Annotated in this window: 17 protein-coding genes; 9 read left to right on the top strand and 8 right to left on the bottom strand. The window is 67.2% G+C overall.

Annotated features, from left to right (window positions below):
* Nucleotides 1-76: 76 nt before the first annotated feature.
* From adh to EOJ32_RS02495, 8 genes are all read right to left on the bottom strand, one after another.
* Nucleotides 77-1,603 (bottom strand): aldehyde dehydrogenase, encoded by a 1,527-nt coding sequence (adh, locus tag EOJ32_RS02530; protein ID WP_046000587.1) that lies wholly within the window; start codon nucleotides 1,601-1,603, stop codon nucleotides 77-79.
* Nucleotides 1,604-1,720: 117 nt separating this feature from the next.
* Nucleotides 1,721-2,692, bottom strand: a complete 972-nt coding sequence (locus EOJ32_RS02525; RefSeq protein ID WP_240542478.1) for a GAF domain-containing protein — start codon at nucleotides 2,690-2,692, stop codon at nucleotides 1,721-1,723.
* Between the two features lie 76 nt (nucleotides 2,693-2,768).
* Nucleotides 2,769-3,992, bottom strand: a complete 1,224-nt coding sequence (locus EOJ32_RS02520; protein ID WP_127897586.1) for an ABC transporter ATP-binding protein — start codon at nucleotides 3,990-3,992, stop codon at nucleotides 2,769-2,771.
* Nucleotides 3,993-4,008: 16 nt separating this feature from the next.
* Entirely contained in the window at nucleotides 4,009-5,550 is a 1,542-nt protein-coding gene (locus EOJ32_RS02515) for an alpha-amylase family glycosyl hydrolase (RefSeq protein WP_127897585.1), read from the bottom strand.
* Nucleotides 5,547-6,680 (bottom strand): carbohydrate ABC transporter permease, encoded by a 1,134-nt coding sequence (locus EOJ32_RS02510; RefSeq protein ID WP_127897584.1) that lies wholly within the window; start codon nucleotides 6,678-6,680, stop codon nucleotides 5,547-5,549. The genes EOJ32_RS02515 and EOJ32_RS02510 overlap by 4 nt, the downstream gene beginning before the upstream one ends.
* Nucleotides 6,680-7,675 (bottom strand): carbohydrate ABC transporter permease, encoded by a 996-nt coding sequence (locus tag EOJ32_RS02505; RefSeq protein ID WP_046000585.1) that lies wholly within the window; start codon nucleotides 7,673-7,675, stop codon nucleotides 6,680-6,682. Before EOJ32_RS02505 ends, EOJ32_RS02510 begins: the two co-directional genes overlap by 1 nt.
* Before the next feature lie 61 nt (nucleotides 7,676-7,736).
* Nucleotides 7,737-9,092: an ABC transporter substrate-binding protein gene (locus EOJ32_RS02500; RefSeq protein ID WP_127897583.1), complete on the bottom strand. Its 1,356-nt coding sequence runs from the start codon at nucleotides 9,090-9,092 to the stop codon at nucleotides 7,737-7,739.
* 87 nt (nucleotides 9,093-9,179) lie between these two features.
* A complete protein-coding gene (locus tag EOJ32_RS02495; protein ID WP_127897582.1) occupies nucleotides 9,180-10,238 on the bottom strand; it encodes a quinoprotein relay system zinc metallohydrolase 2 in 1,059 nt (352 codons plus the stop codon).
* 147 nt (nucleotides 10,239-10,385) lie between these two features.
* Here EOJ32_RS02495 and pqqA point away from each other — a divergent pair, with 147 nt between their 5' ends.
* The 9 genes from pqqA (at nucleotide 10,386) to EOJ32_RS02450 (ending at nucleotide 17,697) form a co-directional block, all read left to right on the top strand.
* Complete coding sequence (pqqA, locus tag EOJ32_RS02490) at nucleotides 10,386-10,478, top strand: pyrroloquinoline quinone precursor peptide PqqA (RefSeq protein WP_042250260.1); 93 nt, start codon at nucleotides 10,386-10,388, stop codon at nucleotides 10,476-10,478.
* Nucleotides 10,479-10,556: 78 nt separating this feature from the next.
* On the top strand, nucleotides 10,557-11,438 hold the full coding sequence (gene pqqB, locus EOJ32_RS02485) for a pyrroloquinoline quinone biosynthesis protein PqqB (RefSeq protein ID WP_127897581.1): 882 nt from the start codon (nucleotides 10,557-10,559) through the stop codon (nucleotides 11,436-11,438).
* A complete protein-coding gene (pqqC, locus tag EOJ32_RS02480) occupies nucleotides 11,435-12,187 on the top strand; it encodes a pyrroloquinoline-quinone synthase PqqC (protein WP_045982314.1) in 753 nt (250 codons plus the stop codon). Before pqqB ends, pqqC begins: the two co-directional genes overlap by 4 nt.
* Nucleotides 12,184-12,477 (top strand): pyrroloquinoline quinone biosynthesis peptide chaperone PqqD, encoded by a 294-nt coding sequence (gene pqqD / locus EOJ32_RS02475; RefSeq protein ID WP_046000581.1) that lies wholly within the window; start codon nucleotides 12,184-12,186, stop codon nucleotides 12,475-12,477. Before pqqC ends, pqqD begins: the two co-directional genes overlap by 4 nt.
* Nucleotides 12,474-13,610: a pyrroloquinoline quinone biosynthesis protein PqqE gene (gene pqqE / locus EOJ32_RS02470; protein WP_127897580.1), complete on the top strand. Its 1,137-nt coding sequence runs from the start codon at nucleotides 12,474-12,476 to the stop codon at nucleotides 13,608-13,610. Before pqqD ends, pqqE begins: the two co-directional genes overlap by 4 nt.
* A gap of 4 nt (nucleotides 13,611-13,614) precedes the next feature.
* Nucleotides 13,615-14,409: a quinoprotein dehydrogenase-associated SoxYZ-like carrier gene (locus tag EOJ32_RS02465; protein ID WP_127897579.1), complete on the top strand. Its 795-nt coding sequence runs from the start codon at nucleotides 13,615-13,617 to the stop codon at nucleotides 14,407-14,409.
* A 120-nt stretch (nucleotides 14,410-14,529) separates the two neighbouring features.
* Nucleotides 14,530-15,237 carry a response regulator transcription factor gene (locus tag EOJ32_RS02460; RefSeq protein ID WP_045982310.1) on the top strand — a complete coding sequence of 236 codons (708 nt, stop codon included), beginning with the start codon at nucleotides 14,530-14,532 and terminating at the stop codon, nucleotides 15,235-15,237.
* Nucleotides 15,237-16,388, top strand: a complete 1,152-nt coding sequence (locus EOJ32_RS02455; RefSeq protein WP_127897578.1) for an FIST N-terminal domain-containing protein — start codon at nucleotides 15,237-15,239, stop codon at nucleotides 16,386-16,388. The genes EOJ32_RS02460 and EOJ32_RS02455 overlap by 1 nt, the downstream gene beginning before the upstream one ends.
* Nucleotides 16,375-17,697 (top strand): hybrid sensor histidine kinase/response regulator, encoded by a 1,323-nt coding sequence (locus tag EOJ32_RS02450; RefSeq protein ID WP_127897577.1) that lies wholly within the window; start codon nucleotides 16,375-16,377, stop codon nucleotides 17,695-17,697. Before EOJ32_RS02455 ends, EOJ32_RS02450 begins: the two co-directional genes overlap by 14 nt.
* Nucleotides 17,698-17,716: the final 19 nt, after the last annotated feature.

Below are 17,716 nucleotides of genomic sequence, written 5' to 3'. Positions count from 1 at the left end.
CTCCGCAGGTGGCGTGTGGCCCAACGCCGCAGGATCGGTGCGGGTTGCGGGCGACCCGAAGGCCGCCCGCAAGGTCTTAGAAGAAGCCCAGCTTCTTGGGGCTGTAGCTGACCAGCATGTTCTTGGTCTGCTGATAGTGGTCCAGCATCATGCGGTGGTTTTCACGCCCGATGCCCGACTGCTTGTAGCCGCCGAAGGCCGCGTGGGCCGGATAGGCGTGATAGCAGTTGGTCCAGACCCGGCCCGCCTGGATCGCGCGACCGAAGCGGTAGCAGGTGTTCGCATCCCGCGACCACAGGCCCGCGCCCAGACCGTACAGCGTGTCATTGGCGATCGACAGCGCCTCGTCCTGGTCCTTGAAGGTGGTCACGGACACGACCGGGCCGAAGATCTCCTCCTGGAAGACCCGCATCTTGTTGTGGCCCTTGAACACCGTCGGCTTGATGTAGAACCCGCCCGACAGCTCTCCGCCGTGATCCGCGGCCTCGCCGCCGATCAGCACCTCGGCGCCTTCCTTGCGACCAATGTCGAAGTAGGAGAGGATCTTCTCCTTCTGCTCGCTCGAGGCCTGCGCGCCGATCATCGTCGCGCTGTCGCGCGGGTCGCCCTGCACGATGGCCTCGACGCGCTTCAGCGCGCGTTCCATGAACTGATCATAAATCTTCTCGTGGATCAGGGCGCGCGACGGGCAGGTGCAGACCTCGCCCTGGTTCAGCGCGAACATCACGAAACCCTCGATCGCCTTGTCGAAGAAGTCGTCGTCCTCGCGGCAGACATCCTCCATGAAGATGTTGGGCGACTTGCCACCCAGTTCCAGCGTGACCGGGATCAGGTTCTCGGACGCGTACTGCATGATCAGGCGGCCGGTGGTGGTTTCCCCGGTGAAGGCGATCTTGGAGATGCGCGGGTTCGACGCCAGCGGCTTGCCCGCCTCAAGGCCGAAACCGTTGACGATGTTCAGGACGCCCGGCGGCAGGATGTCTGCGATCAGTTCGGCAAAGACCATGATCGTGGCCGGGGTCTGTTCCGCGGGTTTCAGCACCACGCAGTTGCCGGCGGCCAGCGCGGGCGCCAGCTTCCAACAGGCCATCAGCAGCGGAAAGTTCCACGGGATGATCTGGCCCACCACGCCCAGGGGCTCGTGGAAGTGGTACGCGATCGTGTCGTTGTCGATTTCAGAAATGCCGCCCTCCTGCGCGCGCAGGACGCCCGCGAAGTAGCGGAAATGGTCGATGGCCAGCGGCAGGTCGGCGGCCATCGTCTCGCGGATGGGCTTGCCGTTGTCCCAGGTCTCGGCGGTGGCCAGCAGCTCCAGGTTCGCCTCCATCCGGTCGGCGATCTTCAGCAGCGCGTTGGACCGATCGGTGGTCGAGGTGCGGCCCCAAGCCCCCTTGGCCTTGTGCGCCGCGTCCAGCGCGGCCTCGATGTCGTCGGCATTGGACCGGGCGATCTCGCCGATCTCGGCCCCGGTGATGGGCGTGGTGTTGGTGAAGTAGCGGCCCGACTTGGGCGCCGTCCATTCGCCACCGATGAAGTTGTCATAGCGGCGGGCAAAGGGCATCACGCCCACGCCCTTGAATTCGTGCGTCTGGTCGTTCGGCATCGGTTCCTCCTCCTCAGGATGTCAGCCCCCGGATCTCCTGGTCCGGGTATGCGCAAAGCGTCGGACAGCACGTGATTCGTCGCAACCGCCGATCCACGCCGCAGCGCAGAAGCTGTCTCACATGTGAGACAGTCCCCCGTGATTTTCACCAAGCCCAAGGCGCGCCATGCGCCGGTACATCGTCGCCCGCCCGATCCCAAGCGCGCGTGCGGCTGCCGACACGTTGCCCTGCGCGCGGGCCAGGGCGCGCATCACGGCGGCGCGTTCGGCCCGGTCGAACCCGGTCAGGTCGTCCTGGCGGCCCAGCAGGTCGGCCGCCGGGCGCGGGCGGATCGTACCCTCGCGCTCCAGCCCCAGGACGCGGCGGGCGGCGCGGGTGGCGCCGATGGCCAGGTCATCCTTGTCCACCGCCAGCAGCACCGCCTGTTCGCCCTGATCGTCCGAGGCCACGACGATGCGCGCGTCGGGAAACGACATCCGGAAGAACAGCGATTCGATCGCCCGCGCGGTCTGCGCCACCTGCGCCGATATCAGCCGGTTGTAGCGTTCGGTCTGGTCCGCGCGCGCCGAACTGACGTCCAGCGCGGCCAGCAGCCGCCCGTCCGGTCCCCAGATCGGCGCGTCCATGCAGGACATCGCGGTGTTCAGTGTGCGGAAATGTTCGTCGCGGTGGATGGTGACCTGCCGGCCCTCGGCCAGGCAGGTGCCGATGCCGTTGGTGCCCTGCGCGGCCTCGGACCAGTCGGCGCCCTGCCACAGGCCCCAGTCGCGGAACTGCTGGGCGTCGGCATCCGACACCCGCTGGTCCAGCACGATGCCATGCGCATCGGTCAGCAGCACGTTGCAGCCCGACAGGCCGACCAGGTTGTACAGCTGGTCCAGCTGCGGTCCGGCGACGTTCAGGAAGGCCTGCATCGCCTGATGGCGGTCGGCCAGTTCGCTGTCGGACAGGCGATCCGGGCGGCGGCGGTCGGCGGGGTCCAGCCCGTGCTTCAGCATGGACCGCCGCCAGGATGCGGCCAGCGCCGAGGTGGCGCTGCGTGACTGCGACTGCGCGGCCACAAGCTCCGCGTGGTTGCGTTCGGTCATGGTCTCCCCCTCAGGATGGGGAAAGTATAGCACGGTTTGCGGGGCGCGATCTGCGACTTTGGTCGCGCCCCGGGGCTCAGCGTACCGGACCCTCGGGGATGACCATCCCCTCCATCGCCCGGTCCGGACCGCGATCCGACTGCGCGGGCGTGCCGCCCATGCTGCCCGAGGGCGCGGCCATGCGCGGCTGATAGGGCGGCAGACGGTCGGCGCCGTCCCGGTACAGCAGCGACTGTCCCTTGTGGAACAGGTGCAGCGCATGGGGGTCGGCGGTCAGCCGGACGCGCTTGCCCTTCAGGTCCGGGTGGATGCCCGGCAGCTTGGCGGTGATCGGCGCGGTCTCGGCCCCGGTGCCGAAGTACAGCAGCGTGACCTCCCCAAGGGCCTCGGTCAGATCGACGGTCCCCTCGAAGACCGGGGTGCCGTCGGTCTCGCGCATATCCTCGGGGCGGACGCCCAGGTTGACGACCATGCCCTCGTCGCCGGCACGGGTCGGGATGGCGACCTGCGCCTCCAGGCCCACGTCCAGCGCGACGGTGGTCATCGCGCCCACGGTCTTGACCCGCCCGGGCAGCAGGTTCATCGCCGGGCTGCCGATGAACTGGGCCACGAATTCGGTCATCGGACGCTCGTACAGCTCCAGCGGCGCGCCGACCTGCGCGATGCCGCCGCCGGCCAGCACCACGATGCGGTCGGCCAGGGTCATCGCCTCGGTCTGGTCGTGGGTGACATAGATCATCGTGCGGTCGGGCATCGAGGCCTTCAGCTGTGCGATCTCGATCCGGGTGGCGACGCGCAGGGCGGCGTCCAGGTTCGACAGCGGTTCGTCGAACAGATAGACCTTGGGGTCGCGCACGATGGCCCGCCCGATGGCCACGCGCTGGCGCTGGCCACCCGACAGCGCCTTGGGCAGGCGGTCCAGATAGGGCGTCAGCTGCAGCATCTTGCCGGCGCGGTCGGTCGCGGCCTGGATCTGCTCCTTGGACTGGCCCGCGATCTTCAGCGCGAAGGCCATGTTGTCGCGGACCGTCATGTGCGGGTAAAGCGCATAGGACTGGAACACCATCGCGATGCCGCGCTGGCTGGGCGGGATGTCGTTCATCACCTGCCCGCCGATCTTCAGCTCTCCCCCGGTGATCTGCTCCAGGCCCGCGATCATGCGCAAGAGCGTGGATTTCCCGCAGCCGGACGGCCCGACAAAGACGATGAACTCTCCGGAACGGATGTCCAGGTCGATGTCCCTCAGCACCTGCACGTCGCCATAGGACTTGGCGACGTCCGTCAGTTTCAGATCGGCCATTTGCGGTCTTCCTCCCCTACCCTTCGATGATCTGGACCTGCCACGGCATCAGCCCGCCCGCATCGTCGTCGGACAGGTTGGCGCGGATCAGCAGGGTCTGCTTGTCGTCACGGCGGCGGAAGGACAGCACCGGCCCCTCGGCCTTGATGTCAGTCATGTTTCCGCAGCGCAATGCGCTGTGCTTGCGGCGCAGGCCGACCGCCCAGCGATAATGGTGCAGCATGGACTGGGCGTCGGCCTCCTGGCTGACGACGGTGCGCTGCAGATGCGTGTGCGGCACCGGCAGCCAGGGCTGGCTGGTCGAGAAACCGCCGTTCACGCCCATGTCCCAGACCATCGGCGTCCGGCAACCGTCGCGGCCCTTGAACTCGGGCCAGAACTCGATGCCATACGGATCGCGCAGATCCTCGAAGCGCAGGTCGGCCTCGGGCAGGCCCAGTTCCTCTCCCTGGTACAGGCAGACCGACCCGCGCAGGCACAACAGCACCGTCGCATAGGCCTTGGCCGCCTGGTCTGGCAGGTTCCAGCGCGTGACGTGGCGCACCACGTCATGGTTCGACATGGCCCAGCAGGGCCAGGCGTTGGGCGCGATGTCGTGCAGCTTATCGAACACCTCGACCACGCGCGCGGCGGGCAGGTCGTCACCCGACAGGAAGTCGAAGACATAGGACATCTGCACCCGGCCCGGGACGCCGGTATACTCCTCCAGCAGTTCCAGCCCGCGCTCGCTGTCGCCGATCTCGCCCACGACGGCGGCGCCGTAAGGCACCAGCGCCTGGTGGAACCGTTCAAGGAAGGCCAGGTTCTCGGGCTGCGATTTGCTGAAGCGGTGGCTCTGGTGGTTGTAGGGGTTCACGGCGGGGGCCGTGTCCGACTTGCGCAATTCCGGCGCCAGGGGCGGGTTGTCGCGCAGCTGGGCGTCGTGGAAATAGAAGTTGATCGTGTCCAGCCGGAAGCCGTCGACGCCCTTGTCCAGCCAGAACCGCGCCATCTCGATCAGGGCATCCTGGACGGCAGGGTTGTGAAAATTCAGGTCCGGCTGCGACGACAGGAAGTTGTGCAGGAAATACTGTTCCCGCCGGGCATCCCATTGCCACGCGCTGCCGCCGAAGATCGACAACCAGTTGTTGGGCGGGGTGCCGTCCGGGCGCGGGTCGGACCAGACGTACCAGTCGGATTTCGGGTTGTCACGGCTGGTGCGGCTTTCCTTGAACCAGGGATGCTGGTCCGAGGTGTGCGACATCACCAGGTCGATCATGACCTTCAGCCCCAGCTCGTGCGCGCTTTGCACCAGCCAGTCGAAATCCTCCATCGTGCCGAAGATCGGGTCGATGCCGCAATAATCGCTGACGTCGTAGCCGAAATCCTTCATCGGAGAGGTGAAGAACGGAGAGATCCAGACCGCATCAACGCCCAGGGACGCCACATAGGGCAGGCGTTGGGCGATGCCCGCCAGATCGCCCGTGCCGCTGCCGGTCGTGTCCTGGAAACTGCGCGGGTAGATCTGATAGATGATCCCGCCCTTCCACCAATCCGTCGTCTGTTCAGTCAAGATCATCCACCTTTCACCGAGCCGGCCAGCAATCCGCGGACCAGATATTTCTGCATGGCAAAGAACACCAGCAGCGGCACGGCTATCGAGATAAAGGCAGAGGTTGCAAGGATCTCCCATTCACCTCCGCGCGATCCCATCAACTCGCGCAGCAGGCCGGTCATGACCAGCTGTTCGCGCGTATTGCCCAGAAACACGGTGGCAACCAGCAGGTCGTTCCAGACCCACAGGAACTGGAAGATCGCGAAACTGGCCAGGGCGGGGAAGGACAGCGGCAGGATGATCCGGCGGAAGATCTGGAATTCGGTCGCGCCGTCGACGCGGGCGCTCTCGATGACCTCTCGTGGCAGGCCGACCATGTAATTTCGCAGCAGATAGACCGCCAGCGGCAGGCCGAACCCGGTATGGGCCAGCCAGATGCCCAGGTATCCCTTGCCGATGCCCAGTTCGTTGTGCAGCCGCAGCAATGGGATCAGCGCCACCTGCAGCGGCACGACCAGAAGCCCCACCACGCAGGCCGTCAGCAGGGCCCGGCCCGGAAACTGCATCCAGGCCAGCGCATAGGCCGCAAAGGCCGCGATCAGGATCGGGATGACGGTGGCGGGGATCGTCACCGTCATGGTGTTCATGAAGGCGCGCCCCAGCCCGCCCGCGGTCAGAACCCGGGAATAGTTGTCGGTCGTGAAGGCCGGCGGCGACAGGGTTGTGGTGAAGATCCGTTCACCCCGCCGCATTTCGAATGGCTGGGCCGAGGTCATGCGATAGCTGCCGTCCTCGGCCACGGTCAGATCGATCCCCGGCTCCAGCTCGACGGTGTCGCCGGGGGCGTTGGCATCGGGCTGACGCGCGCTGGTGCCCCAAGCGGTCAACTCCTGCGTGCCCTCCAGGGCGCTGCCCTGGATCACATAGAGATCGCCCTCCTGCACCTGGTCCTCGGCCGTGCCCGAACGCACGAAACCGGTCTGCACCGAGCCCGAGAACGACTGCCACCACCCCGAGGTCGAGATCTGGTCGCGGTCGCGGAACGACGACACGAACAGGCCCAGCGTCGGGATCGTCCACACCAGCACCAGCAGGAAGGCCGCAATGTTGACCGCCCAGGCCAGCGACGACTTCTGTCCAGCCATCCCCTCCATCAGCGGACCTCCTTGCGTGCGTTGTAGATGTTCCAGACCATGATCGGGGTGACCAGGATCATCAGGACGATGGCGATGGCCGATCCGCGCCCGTAATCGGGCGTGCCGCGGAACATCCAGTCATACATCAGGTTCGCCAGCACCTGCGTGCCCCATTGCCCGTTGGTCATGACGAAGACGATGTCGAAGACCTTCAGCACGACGATGGTGATGGTGGTCCAGACCACCGCGATGGTGCCCATGATCTGCGGCACCTTGATCTTGAAGAAGACCTGCAGGGGGGATGCGCCGTCCAGAATGGCGGCCTCGATCGTCTCCTCGGGGATGCCGCGCAGGGCGGCCGACAGGATGACCATCGCGAAGCCAGTCTGGATCCAGACCAGCACGATCATCAGCAGAAGGTTGTTCCAAACCGGCAGGGTCAGCCAGATCTGCGGCTCTCCACCCAGCTGGGTCACGATCCAGTTCAGAAGGCCGATCTGCGTCTCGCCCGAGGCGCGGTATTCATAGATGAACTTCCAGATCACGCCCGCGCCGACAAAGCTGATGGCCATGGGCATGAAGATCAGCGACTTGCCGATGTTGCCCCATTTCAGCCGGTCGGTCAGCTGCGCGGCCAGCAGGCCGAACAGCGTGGACAGGGCCGGCACGACCAGCAGCCAGGCCATGTTGTTCAGCATGGATTCCCGGAACTTGCCGTCGTTCACCAGCCAGACATAGTTGTCCAGGCCGACGAACTGCGATCCGTTCGAATTGAACAGCGACCGCCAGAAGCTGTCCAGCACCGGATAGACCAGATAGGTCGTCAGGAACAGGATCGCGGGCCCCAGGAACAGCCAGGGGCGGATCTGGTTCGCCCGCCGGATGTTGTCGCCCGCCTGCGCCCCGCGCGGCGGATAGATGCGGTCCAGCAGCCAGTTCGACCCCCAGAACCAGGCCACGCAGCCAAAGACCCCGATCGCGATCGTGCTGACCGCCAACCACAGCAATTCCATTCCCGGTCTCCCCCCTGGATCATGGGGCGCGGCGGCGTCGCGGCCGCCGCGCCGGTCGTCGTCAGTTCAGCGAAGCCCAGCTGGCATGGATATTGTCCGCGACGTCCTGTGCCGAGGCGCCGCCGACGAAATCGATCATCCCGGTCCAGAACGCCCCCGCGCCGATCGCGCCGGGCATCAGGTCCGACCCGTCGAACCGGAAGACCGTCGCGTCCAGCAGGATCTGCCCCATGCGGCGGACGGTCGGATCGTCATAGGCCTCGACATTGGCGCCGGTATAGGGCGTGACGAAGCCCTGCTGCGCCATCCAGATCTCGTGCGCGACGGGGGTCTTCAGGAACTCGACGAAGGCCATCGCGGCGGGGTTGTCCGACAGGACCGCGAACATGGTGCCGCCGCCCAGGACGGGCTGGCCCAGGTCACCCGATGCGGGAGCGGGCATGTAGAAGAAGTCGGCATCCTCGCCCACGACCGTGCCCTCAGGGAAGAAGGTCGTGATGAAGCTGGCCTGACGGTGCAGGTAGCAGGCGGGCGGGCTGTCGAACAGGCCGGCGGGGCTTTCGCGGAAATCGGTCGCGCTGACCGATCCGACGCCGCCCGCGACGAAATCGGGGTTCTTGGCGAACCAACCGAACTCGTCGATCGCGGCCACGACCTTGGGGTCGTTGAACGGCATCGCATTGGTCGTCCAGGCGTCGTAATCCTCGGGCGTGGCGGTGCGCAGCATCAGGTCCTCGACCCAGTCGGTCGCGGGCCAGCCGGTCGCGCCGCCCGATCCCAGGCCGATGCACCAGGGGGTCTCTCCCTCCTCGGCGATCTGCTCGGTCAGGGCCTTCAGGTCCTCGTAGGTCTCGGGGATCTCATAGCCGGCATCCTCGAAGTTCTCGGGGACGTACCAGACCAGCGACTTGACGTCGGCCTTGTACGGGAAGGCGTACAGCGCCTCGGTCCCGTCGGGGCCCGCATAGGTGCCCAGCGCCGCCCAGCTTTCGCCCGCGGCATAGTTGTCGGTCAGCCATTGCGCCGTCTCCTCGCCCAGGGGGCGCAGGAAGCCCTTTTCGGCCAGATCCGAGGCCAGGCCCGGCTGCGGAAAGACCGCGACATCGGGGGGCGATCCGGCCTCGCTGTCGATGACGATCTGCTGCTCGAAGCTGTCGGAACCGGAATAGTTCGCCTGCGCGCCGGTCGCCTCGTTGAAATAGGCGATGACCGACTGGAACAGCTCCTGGTCGCCGCCCAGCCAGGGGCCCAGGATGTTGAAGCTCTGCCCCTCAAGGTCGGAATGCGCGGCCTTGAACTCGTCCAGGCTGGCCCAGTTGATGCGGTCGTCGCTGCCCGGTTCGATCACCAGCTGCGCCTGCGCGCTGCCCGCGGTCAGCGCGATGATCGCGGCGGTCGTGTACAATGCGGTTTTCAAGTCTTCCTCCCTGAAAGTCCCCGGACCTGTTTCGCCCGGCTGTTAACGCGAACATTTGCCAGTTCTGGCGAACCTGTCAAACGCTTCTCATTCCCATTCCAGTTCCTTGTAGGCCGCGGTTGCGTTCCGCGCCACCGTCTCTGGATAGGAATTCCACGAATTCTGCATCGGCTGCAGTGCATTGGCGATGCCGGGGACGGCTTGCGACAGCGGCAGCCCGTCCTGAATGGCCCGGCGCGTCGCGGTCGCAAGCGCTTTCAATAATGCGGTCTGGGGTGCCGATGCGTCAGCCCATGATTCGCTGGCCGGTCCGTGTCCCGGCACGATCAAGCCTGCGCCGCGTGCCGGGTCGCTGTCCAGCCATTCCAGCCATCCCAGCAGCGATCCGTCCACGACCGGCGTCAGGTCACGGAACAGCAGATCGCCGGTGAACAGCGTGTTCGTCCTGCGGTCCAGCACGGTCAGGTCGCTGTCGGTATGGGCCGCAGGCCATGCCCGCAGCAGCAGGGACCGATCGCCCAGGTCGATCTGGCGGCGGTCATCGACCAGATCGTCGGGCATGACCACCTGCGTGCCGATCCAGTCCGGGGCCGGGTAAAGACCAACCAGCGCGTCAAGATACCCCGCCGCCCGCGCCTGAAGCGCCTGCGGCAGGGCGTGATGCGCAGTGATGCGGGCCCCGGCCTCGGACAGCACCTGCGCGCCCAGCACGTGGTCGGGATGCATGTGCGTCAGGATCAGGTGCCGCACCGGAAGGTCGGTCATCCTCCGGATCGCCACATAGAGGTCCTGCGCCTGCGCCCGCGACACCCCCGCGTCGATCACCGCGACCGCATCGCGGCCGATGATCACCCCCAGGTTGGCGATGCGCCCGTCCGGGGTCTCCTCCATCTGGTGAGAATCGCCGAAATGGACATGAACGCCCGGCGCGACCTGCTGCAGGTCCAGCGCCGGAAGATCGGCATTGGCGCGGCATTCCGGCGCACTGCCGGTCAGATCGGGCCGCGCTGCCAGCCACGCATCCGCAACCTGCGCGGCCTGCGTCCGACACCCCTGGGCCGTCGCCGAATCGCCCTGGGGCAGCAGAACCTGGCCGCATTGATTGGCGGCCATCGCCAGACAGACGCCCAGAACCAGGTGAAACATCGTCCTTCCGTCCCCTTTTGCGGCCCGTCTTCACGAAATGGTCACGACCTTGCGACCTTTGTCGTGTTGATTCATCCTGTCTCTATACTAGATTTGAATCCAGTCGCCTTCTGTAGCGGCGCCACCGGCATGTAGGAGGAGCACAACATGGCCTGGACCAAACCTATCCTGACCGAGATCGCTTGCGGCATGGAAATCAACATGTACGCACCCGCCGAGGACGAGCCCGTCCTGTTCTGAGCCTGTACCGCAGGCAAGAATGCGGCCCCGTCCGAATTCGTTCGGGCGGGGCTTTCTTATCGTAAGGCACGACACCCGATGCGGATCATCATCCTTGGGGCGGCGGCGGGCGGTGGCCTGCCGCAATGGAACTGCGGCTGCGGCAATTGCGACGCGGCACGCGCGGGACGTATCCCGTCGATGACCCAAAGCTCGATCGCAGTCAGTGCCGATGGGCGCGACTGGGCCATCCTGAACGCATCGCCCGATATCCGGGCGCAACTGGCAGCGACGCCGGCGTTGCACCCGTCCGGCCCGCGGACCATGCCGCTGCGGTCGGTCCTGGTGACGAATGGCGACATCGATCACGTGGCCGGGCTGCTGACGCTGCGCGAAAGCCAGCCCTTCGATCTGTTCGCGACGCAGGCGATCCATGATGCGCTGGCGGCGAACCCGATGATGGCTGCGGTGAACCCAGATTTTGTCCCACGCCGGACCGTCGCGCTGGACCAGACGATTCCGCTGACACCTGGCCTGACCGCGACGCTGTTCGCCGTGCCGGGCAAGGTGCCACTGTATCAGGAGGGCGCCACGGTCGAGACGGGCCTGATCGGAGAGACCACCGTGGGCGTCGAGCTGCGCAGCGCGGACCGGCGCGCGTTCTACATCCCCGGATGCGCGGACATGCCCGACTGGCTGCGCGACCGCGTCGCGGGGGCGGATGCGCTGTTCTTCGACGGCACCCTTTGGGACGACGACGAGATGATCCGCATGGGCCTGGGCCGCAAGACCGGCCGCCGCATGGGGCACATGGCGGTGACCGACACGATCCCCGCCCTGGCCGACACGCCGATTGGCCGGCGCATCTTCGTGCACATGAACAATTCGAACCCGCTGACCGACCCGAACAGCCCGCAGGCGGCCCAGGCCGCGGCACAGGGCTGGCAGGTCGCCCGCGACGGAATGGAGATCACGCTGTGAAGGACGTCCAAGCCACCGCCCAGTCCCGTGAGGATTTCGAGGCCCGCCTGCGCGCCATCGGCGCCGCGCGCTATCACGACCGTCACCCGTTCCACGCCCGGCTGCATGGCGGCCAGTGCACCCCGGACGAGGTGCGGGCCTGGGTCATCAACCGCTGGATGTACCAGTCGCGCATCCCCATGAAGGACGCGGCCTTCATGAGCCGGGTCGAGGATCCCGACCTGCGCCGCGCCTGGCGCAAGCGGATCGAGGATCACGACGGCGGCCAGACCGAGGGCGGCGGCATCCGCCGCTGGCTGGCCTTGGCGCAGGCGGTGGGGCTGGACCCGGACTATGTCGCGTCGGGCGTGGGCATCATGCCGGCGACGCGCTTTGCGGTCGATGCCTATGTCCGCTTCGTGCGCGACATGCCCCTGCTGGACGCGGTGGCGGCCAGCCTGACCGAACTGTTCGCGCCCCGCATCCATGCGCAGCGGATCGAGGGTCTGCTGCAGCATTACGATTTCGCCGATGACAGCAGCCTGTCCTATTTCAAGAAACGCCTGACCGAGGCGCCCGAGGACGTCAAGTTCGGCCTGGACTATGTCCTGACCCATGCCGACACGCTGGAAAAGCAGGACGCCGCCGCCGCCGCGCTGACCTTCAAGACCGACGTGCTGTGGGCCCAGCTGGACGCGCTGTGGCACGGCTATGTCGAGGGGCGCACGCCCCCCGGGGCCTGGCGGCCCGGAGAGGGGATGCGCGCATGACCGCATTGATCGGACCCGACGACATCCCCTATCTGCCGCGCGGCGTGCGGCTGCAGGGCGACCGCGTGCGCGGCATCCGCGTGCTGCAGGCCCCGGAACGCGCGATGCAGCTGGACCAGATCGGAGAGGCGATCCTGTCCGAACTGGACGGCGCTCGCAGCCTGGACCGGATCGTGCGCGACCTGGCCGCGCGCTACGACGCGCCGGTGGACCAGATCGGCGGCGACGTGCGCGATTTCCTGACCGGGCTGATCGAACGGCGCATGGTCTTTGTCAGGGACAGCGCATGAAGGACCAGCAGCACCAGCCCCGCGACTTGGACGGCAACCCCGTCACCCCCGGCCTGCCCATGGCGATGCTGGCCGAGGTCACGCATCGCTGCCCGCTGGCCTGTCCCTATTGCTCGAACCCGGTCAATCTGGTCCGCGCGTCGCGTGAGATCGACGCCGACGACTGGGGCCGGGTGTTCCGGCAGGCTGCCGATCTGGGCGTGCTGCAGGTCCACATCTCGGGCGGTGAACCCGGTGCGCGGCGCGATCTGGCGCAGATCGTGGGCCATGCGCGCGACGCGGGGCTGTACGTGAACCTGATCACCTCTGGCATCGGCATCACCCGTGACCGGCTGATCGAACTGGACCGCGCGGGCGTCGATCATGTCCAGCTGTCGCTGCAGGGCATCCGCCCGGACATGGCCGACCGGATCAGCGGCCATCCGGGATCCTGGGACAAGAAGATGGCCTTCAGCGACTGGGTCACCGAGATCGGCTTTCCGCTGACCATCAATGCCGTCGTCCACCGCCAGAACATGGACCGCTTGCCCGACATGATCGATCTGGCCGAACGTCTTGGCGCCCGGCGGATCGAGGTGGCGACCGTCCAGTTCCACGGATGGGCCGACCGCAACCGCGGCGCGCTGATGCCCACGCGCGAACAGGCCGAATTCGCGCGACAGGTGGTAAACGCCGCCCGCGTCCGGCTGCGCGGACGGATGGTCATCGATTACGTCCCCGCCGATCACCATGCGGTCTATCCCAAGGCCTGCATGGGGGGCTGGGGCTCGACCGGGCTGAACGTCGGACCTGATGGGACCGTGCTGCCCTGCCACGCCGCCCAGACCATCGACTGGATGCGCTTCGAGAATGTGCAAGAGCGGTCGCTGTCCGACATCTGGCACCTGTCCGACAGCTTCAACGCCTTCCGCGGCACGGCGTGGATGCCGGAACCCTGCCGCGGCTGCGACCGCAAGTCCGTCGATTTCGGCGGCTGCCGCTGCCAGGCGATGGCGCTGGCCGGCGACGCGCGGGCGACGGACCCGGTCTGTTCGAAATCTCCGCTGCATGCAGGGGTCGTGGCACGCGCCGAGGAGGACGCCGCCGCCACGACCACCGAATTCGTCTATCGGAGGATGTCCAAGGGAGGATGAGGCAATGAGACTGTGGCTGACCCTGACGGCGGCGCTGCTGGCCGCGCCCGCGATGGCGCAGGACAATGCGCTGCAACCATCGCCGACCTGGGAGGATCTGCGCGGGGCGGTGATGGACCTGGACAGCGATCCGCCGCAGGACGCCACGGTGCTGGACCTGGACGCACCGACCCGCGCCCATGACGCGGCCATCGTGCCCATCCGGCTGACGCAGGCGGCCGACGCCCCCGCCATCGACGCCCTGACCCTGGTCATCGACGAGAACCCTGCCCCCGTCGCCGCCGAATACGCCTTTGGTCCCGCGCTGATGCCCCTGGATTTCGAGGTGCGCGTCCGGGTCGACAGCTATTCCGACGTCCGCGCCATCGCGACCCAGGCCGACGGCACGCAGGTCATGGCCGGGCGCTTCGTCAAGGCCGCGGGCGGCTGTTCGGCGCCGGCGGGCAAGGACATGGCCGCGACCAAGGCGACCATGGGCCAGATGCGCTGGCGCAGCGAGGTTCAGGACGGAGAGGAAATCGGCACGCTGATGATCCGGCATCCGAACTTTTCGGGCCTTCAGCGCGACCAAGTGACGCTGCTGAACATCCCGGCCCATTTCATCGACCGCCTGGATGTGCGCCAGGGTGACGCACTGCTGTTCTCGATGGCGGCGGGGATCTCGGTCAGCGAGGATCCGGTGTTCCGCTTTCGCTATCAACCGGATGGCCAGCCGATCAACGTCCGGGTCGAGGATACGGACGGCAATGTCTGGACCGAAAGCTTTCCGCCGGGCGAACGAACGGTCAACAAAAGCTAGATCGCCATCCGACTTTCGTCGCAGCATGGCGCTTGCTTTATGTGCACCCTGCCCTAGACTACGGTCACGGCGGCACCCTTGAGGAGGGGTTGCGGCCGGCAGAACCCAGGGAGGAATGCCATGACAGCAGCCGCCATGCAGGCGCGTCCCGTGCCGTCAGCGCGACCCACCGCCGACCAGGTCCGCGAGATCCTGATCGTCGACGACCACCCGCTGATGTGCGATGCGCTGGCACTGACGCTGAAGATCAGCTTTGGCCTGAAGAATGTCCGCACCGCGCGCAGCCTTGGCGCAGCGGTGGAACAGATTCGCGTGCAGGGTGCGCCCGACGCCGTGATCCTTGACTTGAACCTGCCCGACGCGCGCGGCGCCGAGGGCATCGTGACCCTGCGCCGCCAGCTTCCGGGCGTGCCGATCACCATGATTTCGGCCGATCTGGAGGGGGCGATGATCTCGACCGCGATGGCGGCCGGAGCACAGGGCTATATCAGCAAGTCGCTGTCGCGCGAGGCGCTGGTCGACAGCCTGCGCCGCATGTGGGAGGGCGAGCACGTCACCCCCGACGGATACCAACCCGATCAGGACAGCGCGGACGACGACGCGAAGGCCGAACTGGCGCGGCGCTTTTCGTCGCTGACGCCGCAGCAGATGAAGATCCTGCGGCTGATCTGCAAGGGCAAGGCCAACAAGGAGATCAGCTACGAGCTGTCGATCGCCGAGGCCACGGTCAAGACGCACATCACGGCGATCATGTCCAAGATCAACGCCCGCCGCCGCACGCAGGCCGTGCTGCTGGCCAACTCGATCCGGCTGTTCGAGGCCGGCTGATGAACACCGACCCGGCTGCGATGGAGGGCGCATCCGGGCCGGTCGCTGTGCAGGCCGACCGCGGCGGGACCGACATGGTCCCGACCCTGCTGGACGGCCTGCGCGGCACCAATCCCGCCTTGGTCCTGCTGTTCGGCGCGCAGGCGGACGACCTGGCCGCGCTGCAGTGCGGGCTGGCCCCCCACTTGCCGCCCGATTGCGTGATCGCCGGATGCTCGTCCGCCGGAGAGATCGGGCCGCAGGGCTATGCCAGCGACAGCGTGGTGGCGATCGGGTTTCCCGCGCGCCATTTCCGCGCCGCGTCCCTGCTGCTGCCGGACCTTGCCGCGCTGCCGGTGTCGGAATGGATGGCGCAGCTGCGCCAGACGGCGCGCGATTTCGGCCCCGACCCGGCGCGTCACCTGTTCGGCCTTCTGCTGACCGATGGCCTGGCCGGACAGGAGGACGCGCTGGTCGCCACGCTGGACGCGGCCCTGCCCTCGGTCCCGGTGCTGGGGGGGTCGGCGGGCGACGGTCTGGATTTCCGCCGCACCTCGCTGCTTGCGCAGGGCGCCGTGCGGTCGGGCGTCGCGGTCTTCCTGCTGGTCGAGACCGACCTGACCATCCGCGAGGTCACGTTCGCCCATTTCAGCCCCACCCCCACCCGCGCGGTGGTCACCGCCGCCATTCCCGAAAAACGCCGCATCCTGGAGCTGAACGCCGAACCCGCGGCCCAGGAATATGCCCGCCTGACCGGGTTGCGCCGCGCCGACCTGACGCCCAGCGAATTTGCCCGCCACCCCCTGCTGCTGCGCATGGGCGGGCGCCATCACGTGCGCGCCATCAGCGCCATCACAGACGACGACGGCCTGTCGCTGATGTCGTCCATCGACACCGGCACAGTCCTGACCCTCGGCCGGTCCGAGGATCTGATCCAGGGGTTTTCCGACCTGCTGGAGGCGCTGCCCACGCCGCCGCTGATGGTGCTGGCCTTCGACTGCATCCTGCGCCGGCTGGCGCTGGAACGCGCGGGGCTGACCGACCGCATGTCGGACCTGTACCGCCGTCACCGCGTCGCGGGGTTCAACACCTATGGCGAACAGCACAGCGGCATGCATGTGAACCAGACATTCGTGGGCCTGGCCTTCATGAGGTCCGATGATGTTGCGTGACGACGATCCGCCCGACCGGCAGATCGCCAAGCTGACCCGCATCAACGCCGTCCTGATCGACCGGATCGACCGGCTGGAAGAATCACGCGGGTCCGCATGGTCGATGTTCCAGGCCGCCGTCGCGCTGGAGCAGGAGGTGCTGGCCCGCACGCGTGACCTGGAACGCGCGATGGCCGACCTGTCGCAAAGAAACCGCGAACTGGCCGTGGCCCGTGCCCTGGCCGAGGAGGCGAACCGGTCCAAGACCCGTTTCCTGCGCGCGGCCAGCCACGACCTGCTGCAGCCCCTGTCGGCGGCGCGGCTGTTCCTGTCGGCGCTGACCGACACGCCGATGGACCCGCACCAGACCGAACTGACCGACCGGCTTGGCAGCGCCTTCGAATCGGTTGAACAGCTGATGCATGCGGTGCTGGACATCTCGCGGCTGGACAGCCAGCGGATCGAGTTCAACCGACAGCCCGTGCCGCTGGACGATCTGTTCCGCAGGCTGGCCGCAGAATTCGCGCCCGTGGCGCAGGCCAAGGGGTTGCGGCTGCGGTTCATGCCCACGACCGCGGTCGTGGACAGCGACCCGATCTTCCTGCGCCGCATCGCGCAGAACCTGGTGTCGAACGCGATCAAGTACACCCATCGCGGCGGCGTCGCGGTGGGTGCGCGTCGCAAGGGAGCGATGTGCTGGCTGTCGGTCTATGACACCGGGATGGGCATTCCGGCCGTGGACCGCAACCGCATCTTCGACGAGTTTCAGCGTCTGACCCACGACAGCGCGACGCCGGGCATGGGGCTGGGCCTGTCCATCGTGCGCCGGGCCTGCGCCAAGCTGGGCCATCCGATCAGCCTGTCGTCCGAGGCGATGCGCGGCACGGTGTTCCGCGTCGGCCTGCCCCTGGTGCAGGCGCTGTCGGACACACCGCGCCTTGCCGTCGCGCCGCTGCCCGCGCTGCGCGGCCGCGTGGCCCTGGTGGTCGAGAACGACCCCGAGATGCGCCGTGCCTATCAGATGATCCTGCGCGACCGGCTTGGCATGGTGCCCCGCATCGCCGGCGACACGGCCGAGGCGCTGGCCACGATGGGGGACGAACCCCCAGACGTGATCCTGGCCGATTACCACCTGGAGAACGGCGACACCGGGTTTGCCGCGATCGAGGCGCTGCGCGCCGCATCCGACCGGCCGGTGCCCGCGGTGATGGTGACGGCGCATCGCGATCCAGCGATTTCGCGGCGCTGCGCCGCCATGGGCATCCACCTGCTGGAAAAGCCCGTCAGCGCGCCAGACCTGGCCGAGATTCTGGGGCGTCTTCTGGCCTAAGACCAAGGGGGGATGCGGC

This window comes from Paracoccus sp. Arc7-R13 (assembly GCF_004010775.1).
Lineage (GTDB): Bacteria > Pseudomonadota > Alphaproteobacteria > Rhodobacterales > Rhodobacteraceae > Paracoccus > Paracoccus marcusii.
This window is presented reverse-complemented; position numbering and strand designations above follow the sequence as displayed.

Bases quoted from the DNA above. Each gene is read 5' to 3' on its own strand.
- adh (WP_046000587.1), bottom strand. From the start codon at position 1,603: ATGCCGAACGACCAGACGCACGAATTCAAGGGCGTGGGCGTGATGCCC.
- EOJ32_RS02525 (WP_240542478.1), bottom strand. From the start codon at position 2,692: ATGACCGAACGCAACCACGCGGAGCTTGTGGCCGCGCAGTCGCAGTCA.
- EOJ32_RS02520 (WP_127897586.1), bottom strand. From the start codon at position 3,992: ATGGCCGATCTGAAACTGACGGACGTCGCCAAGTCCTATGGCGACGTG.
- EOJ32_RS02515 (WP_127897585.1), bottom strand. From the start codon at position 5,550: ATGATCTTGACTGAACAGACGACGGATTGGTGGAAGGGCGGGATCATC.
- EOJ32_RS02510 (WP_127897584.1), bottom strand. From the start codon at position 6,680: ATGGAGGGGATGGCTGGACAGAAGTCGTCGCTGGCCTGGGCGGTCAAC.
- EOJ32_RS02505 (WP_046000585.1), bottom strand. From the start codon at position 7,675: ATGGAATTGCTGTGGTTGGCGGTCAGCACGATCGCGATCGGGGTCTTT.
- EOJ32_RS02495 (WP_127897582.1), bottom strand. From the start codon at position 10,238: ATGTTTCACCTGGTTCTGGGCGTCTGTCTGGCGATGGCCGCCAATCAA.
- pqqA (WP_042250260.1), top strand. From the start codon at position 10,386: ATGGCCTGGACCAAACCTATCCTGACCGAGATCGCTTGCGGCATGGAA.
- pqqB (WP_127897581.1), top strand. From the start codon at position 10,557: ATGCGGATCATCATCCTTGGGGCGGCGGCGGGCGGTGGCCTGCCGCAA.
- pqqD (WP_046000581.1), top strand. From the start codon at position 12,184: ATGACCGCATTGATCGGACCCGACGACATCCCCTATCTGCCGCGCGGC.
- pqqE (WP_127897580.1), top strand. From the start codon at position 12,474: ATGAAGGACCAGCAGCACCAGCCCCGCGACTTGGACGGCAACCCCGTC.
- EOJ32_RS02465 (WP_127897579.1), top strand. From the start codon at position 13,615: ATGAGACTGTGGCTGACCCTGACGGCGGCGCTGCTGGCCGCGCCCGCG.
- EOJ32_RS02460 (WP_045982310.1), top strand. From the start codon at position 14,530: ATGACAGCAGCCGCCATGCAGGCGCGTCCCGTGCCGTCAGCGCGACCC.
- EOJ32_RS02455 (WP_127897578.1), top strand. From the start codon at position 15,237: ATGAACACCGACCCGGCTGCGATGGAGGGCGCATCCGGGCCGGTCGCT.
- EOJ32_RS02450 (WP_127897577.1), top strand. From the start codon at position 16,375: ATGATGTTGCGTGACGACGATCCGCCCGACCGGCAGATCGCCAAGCTG.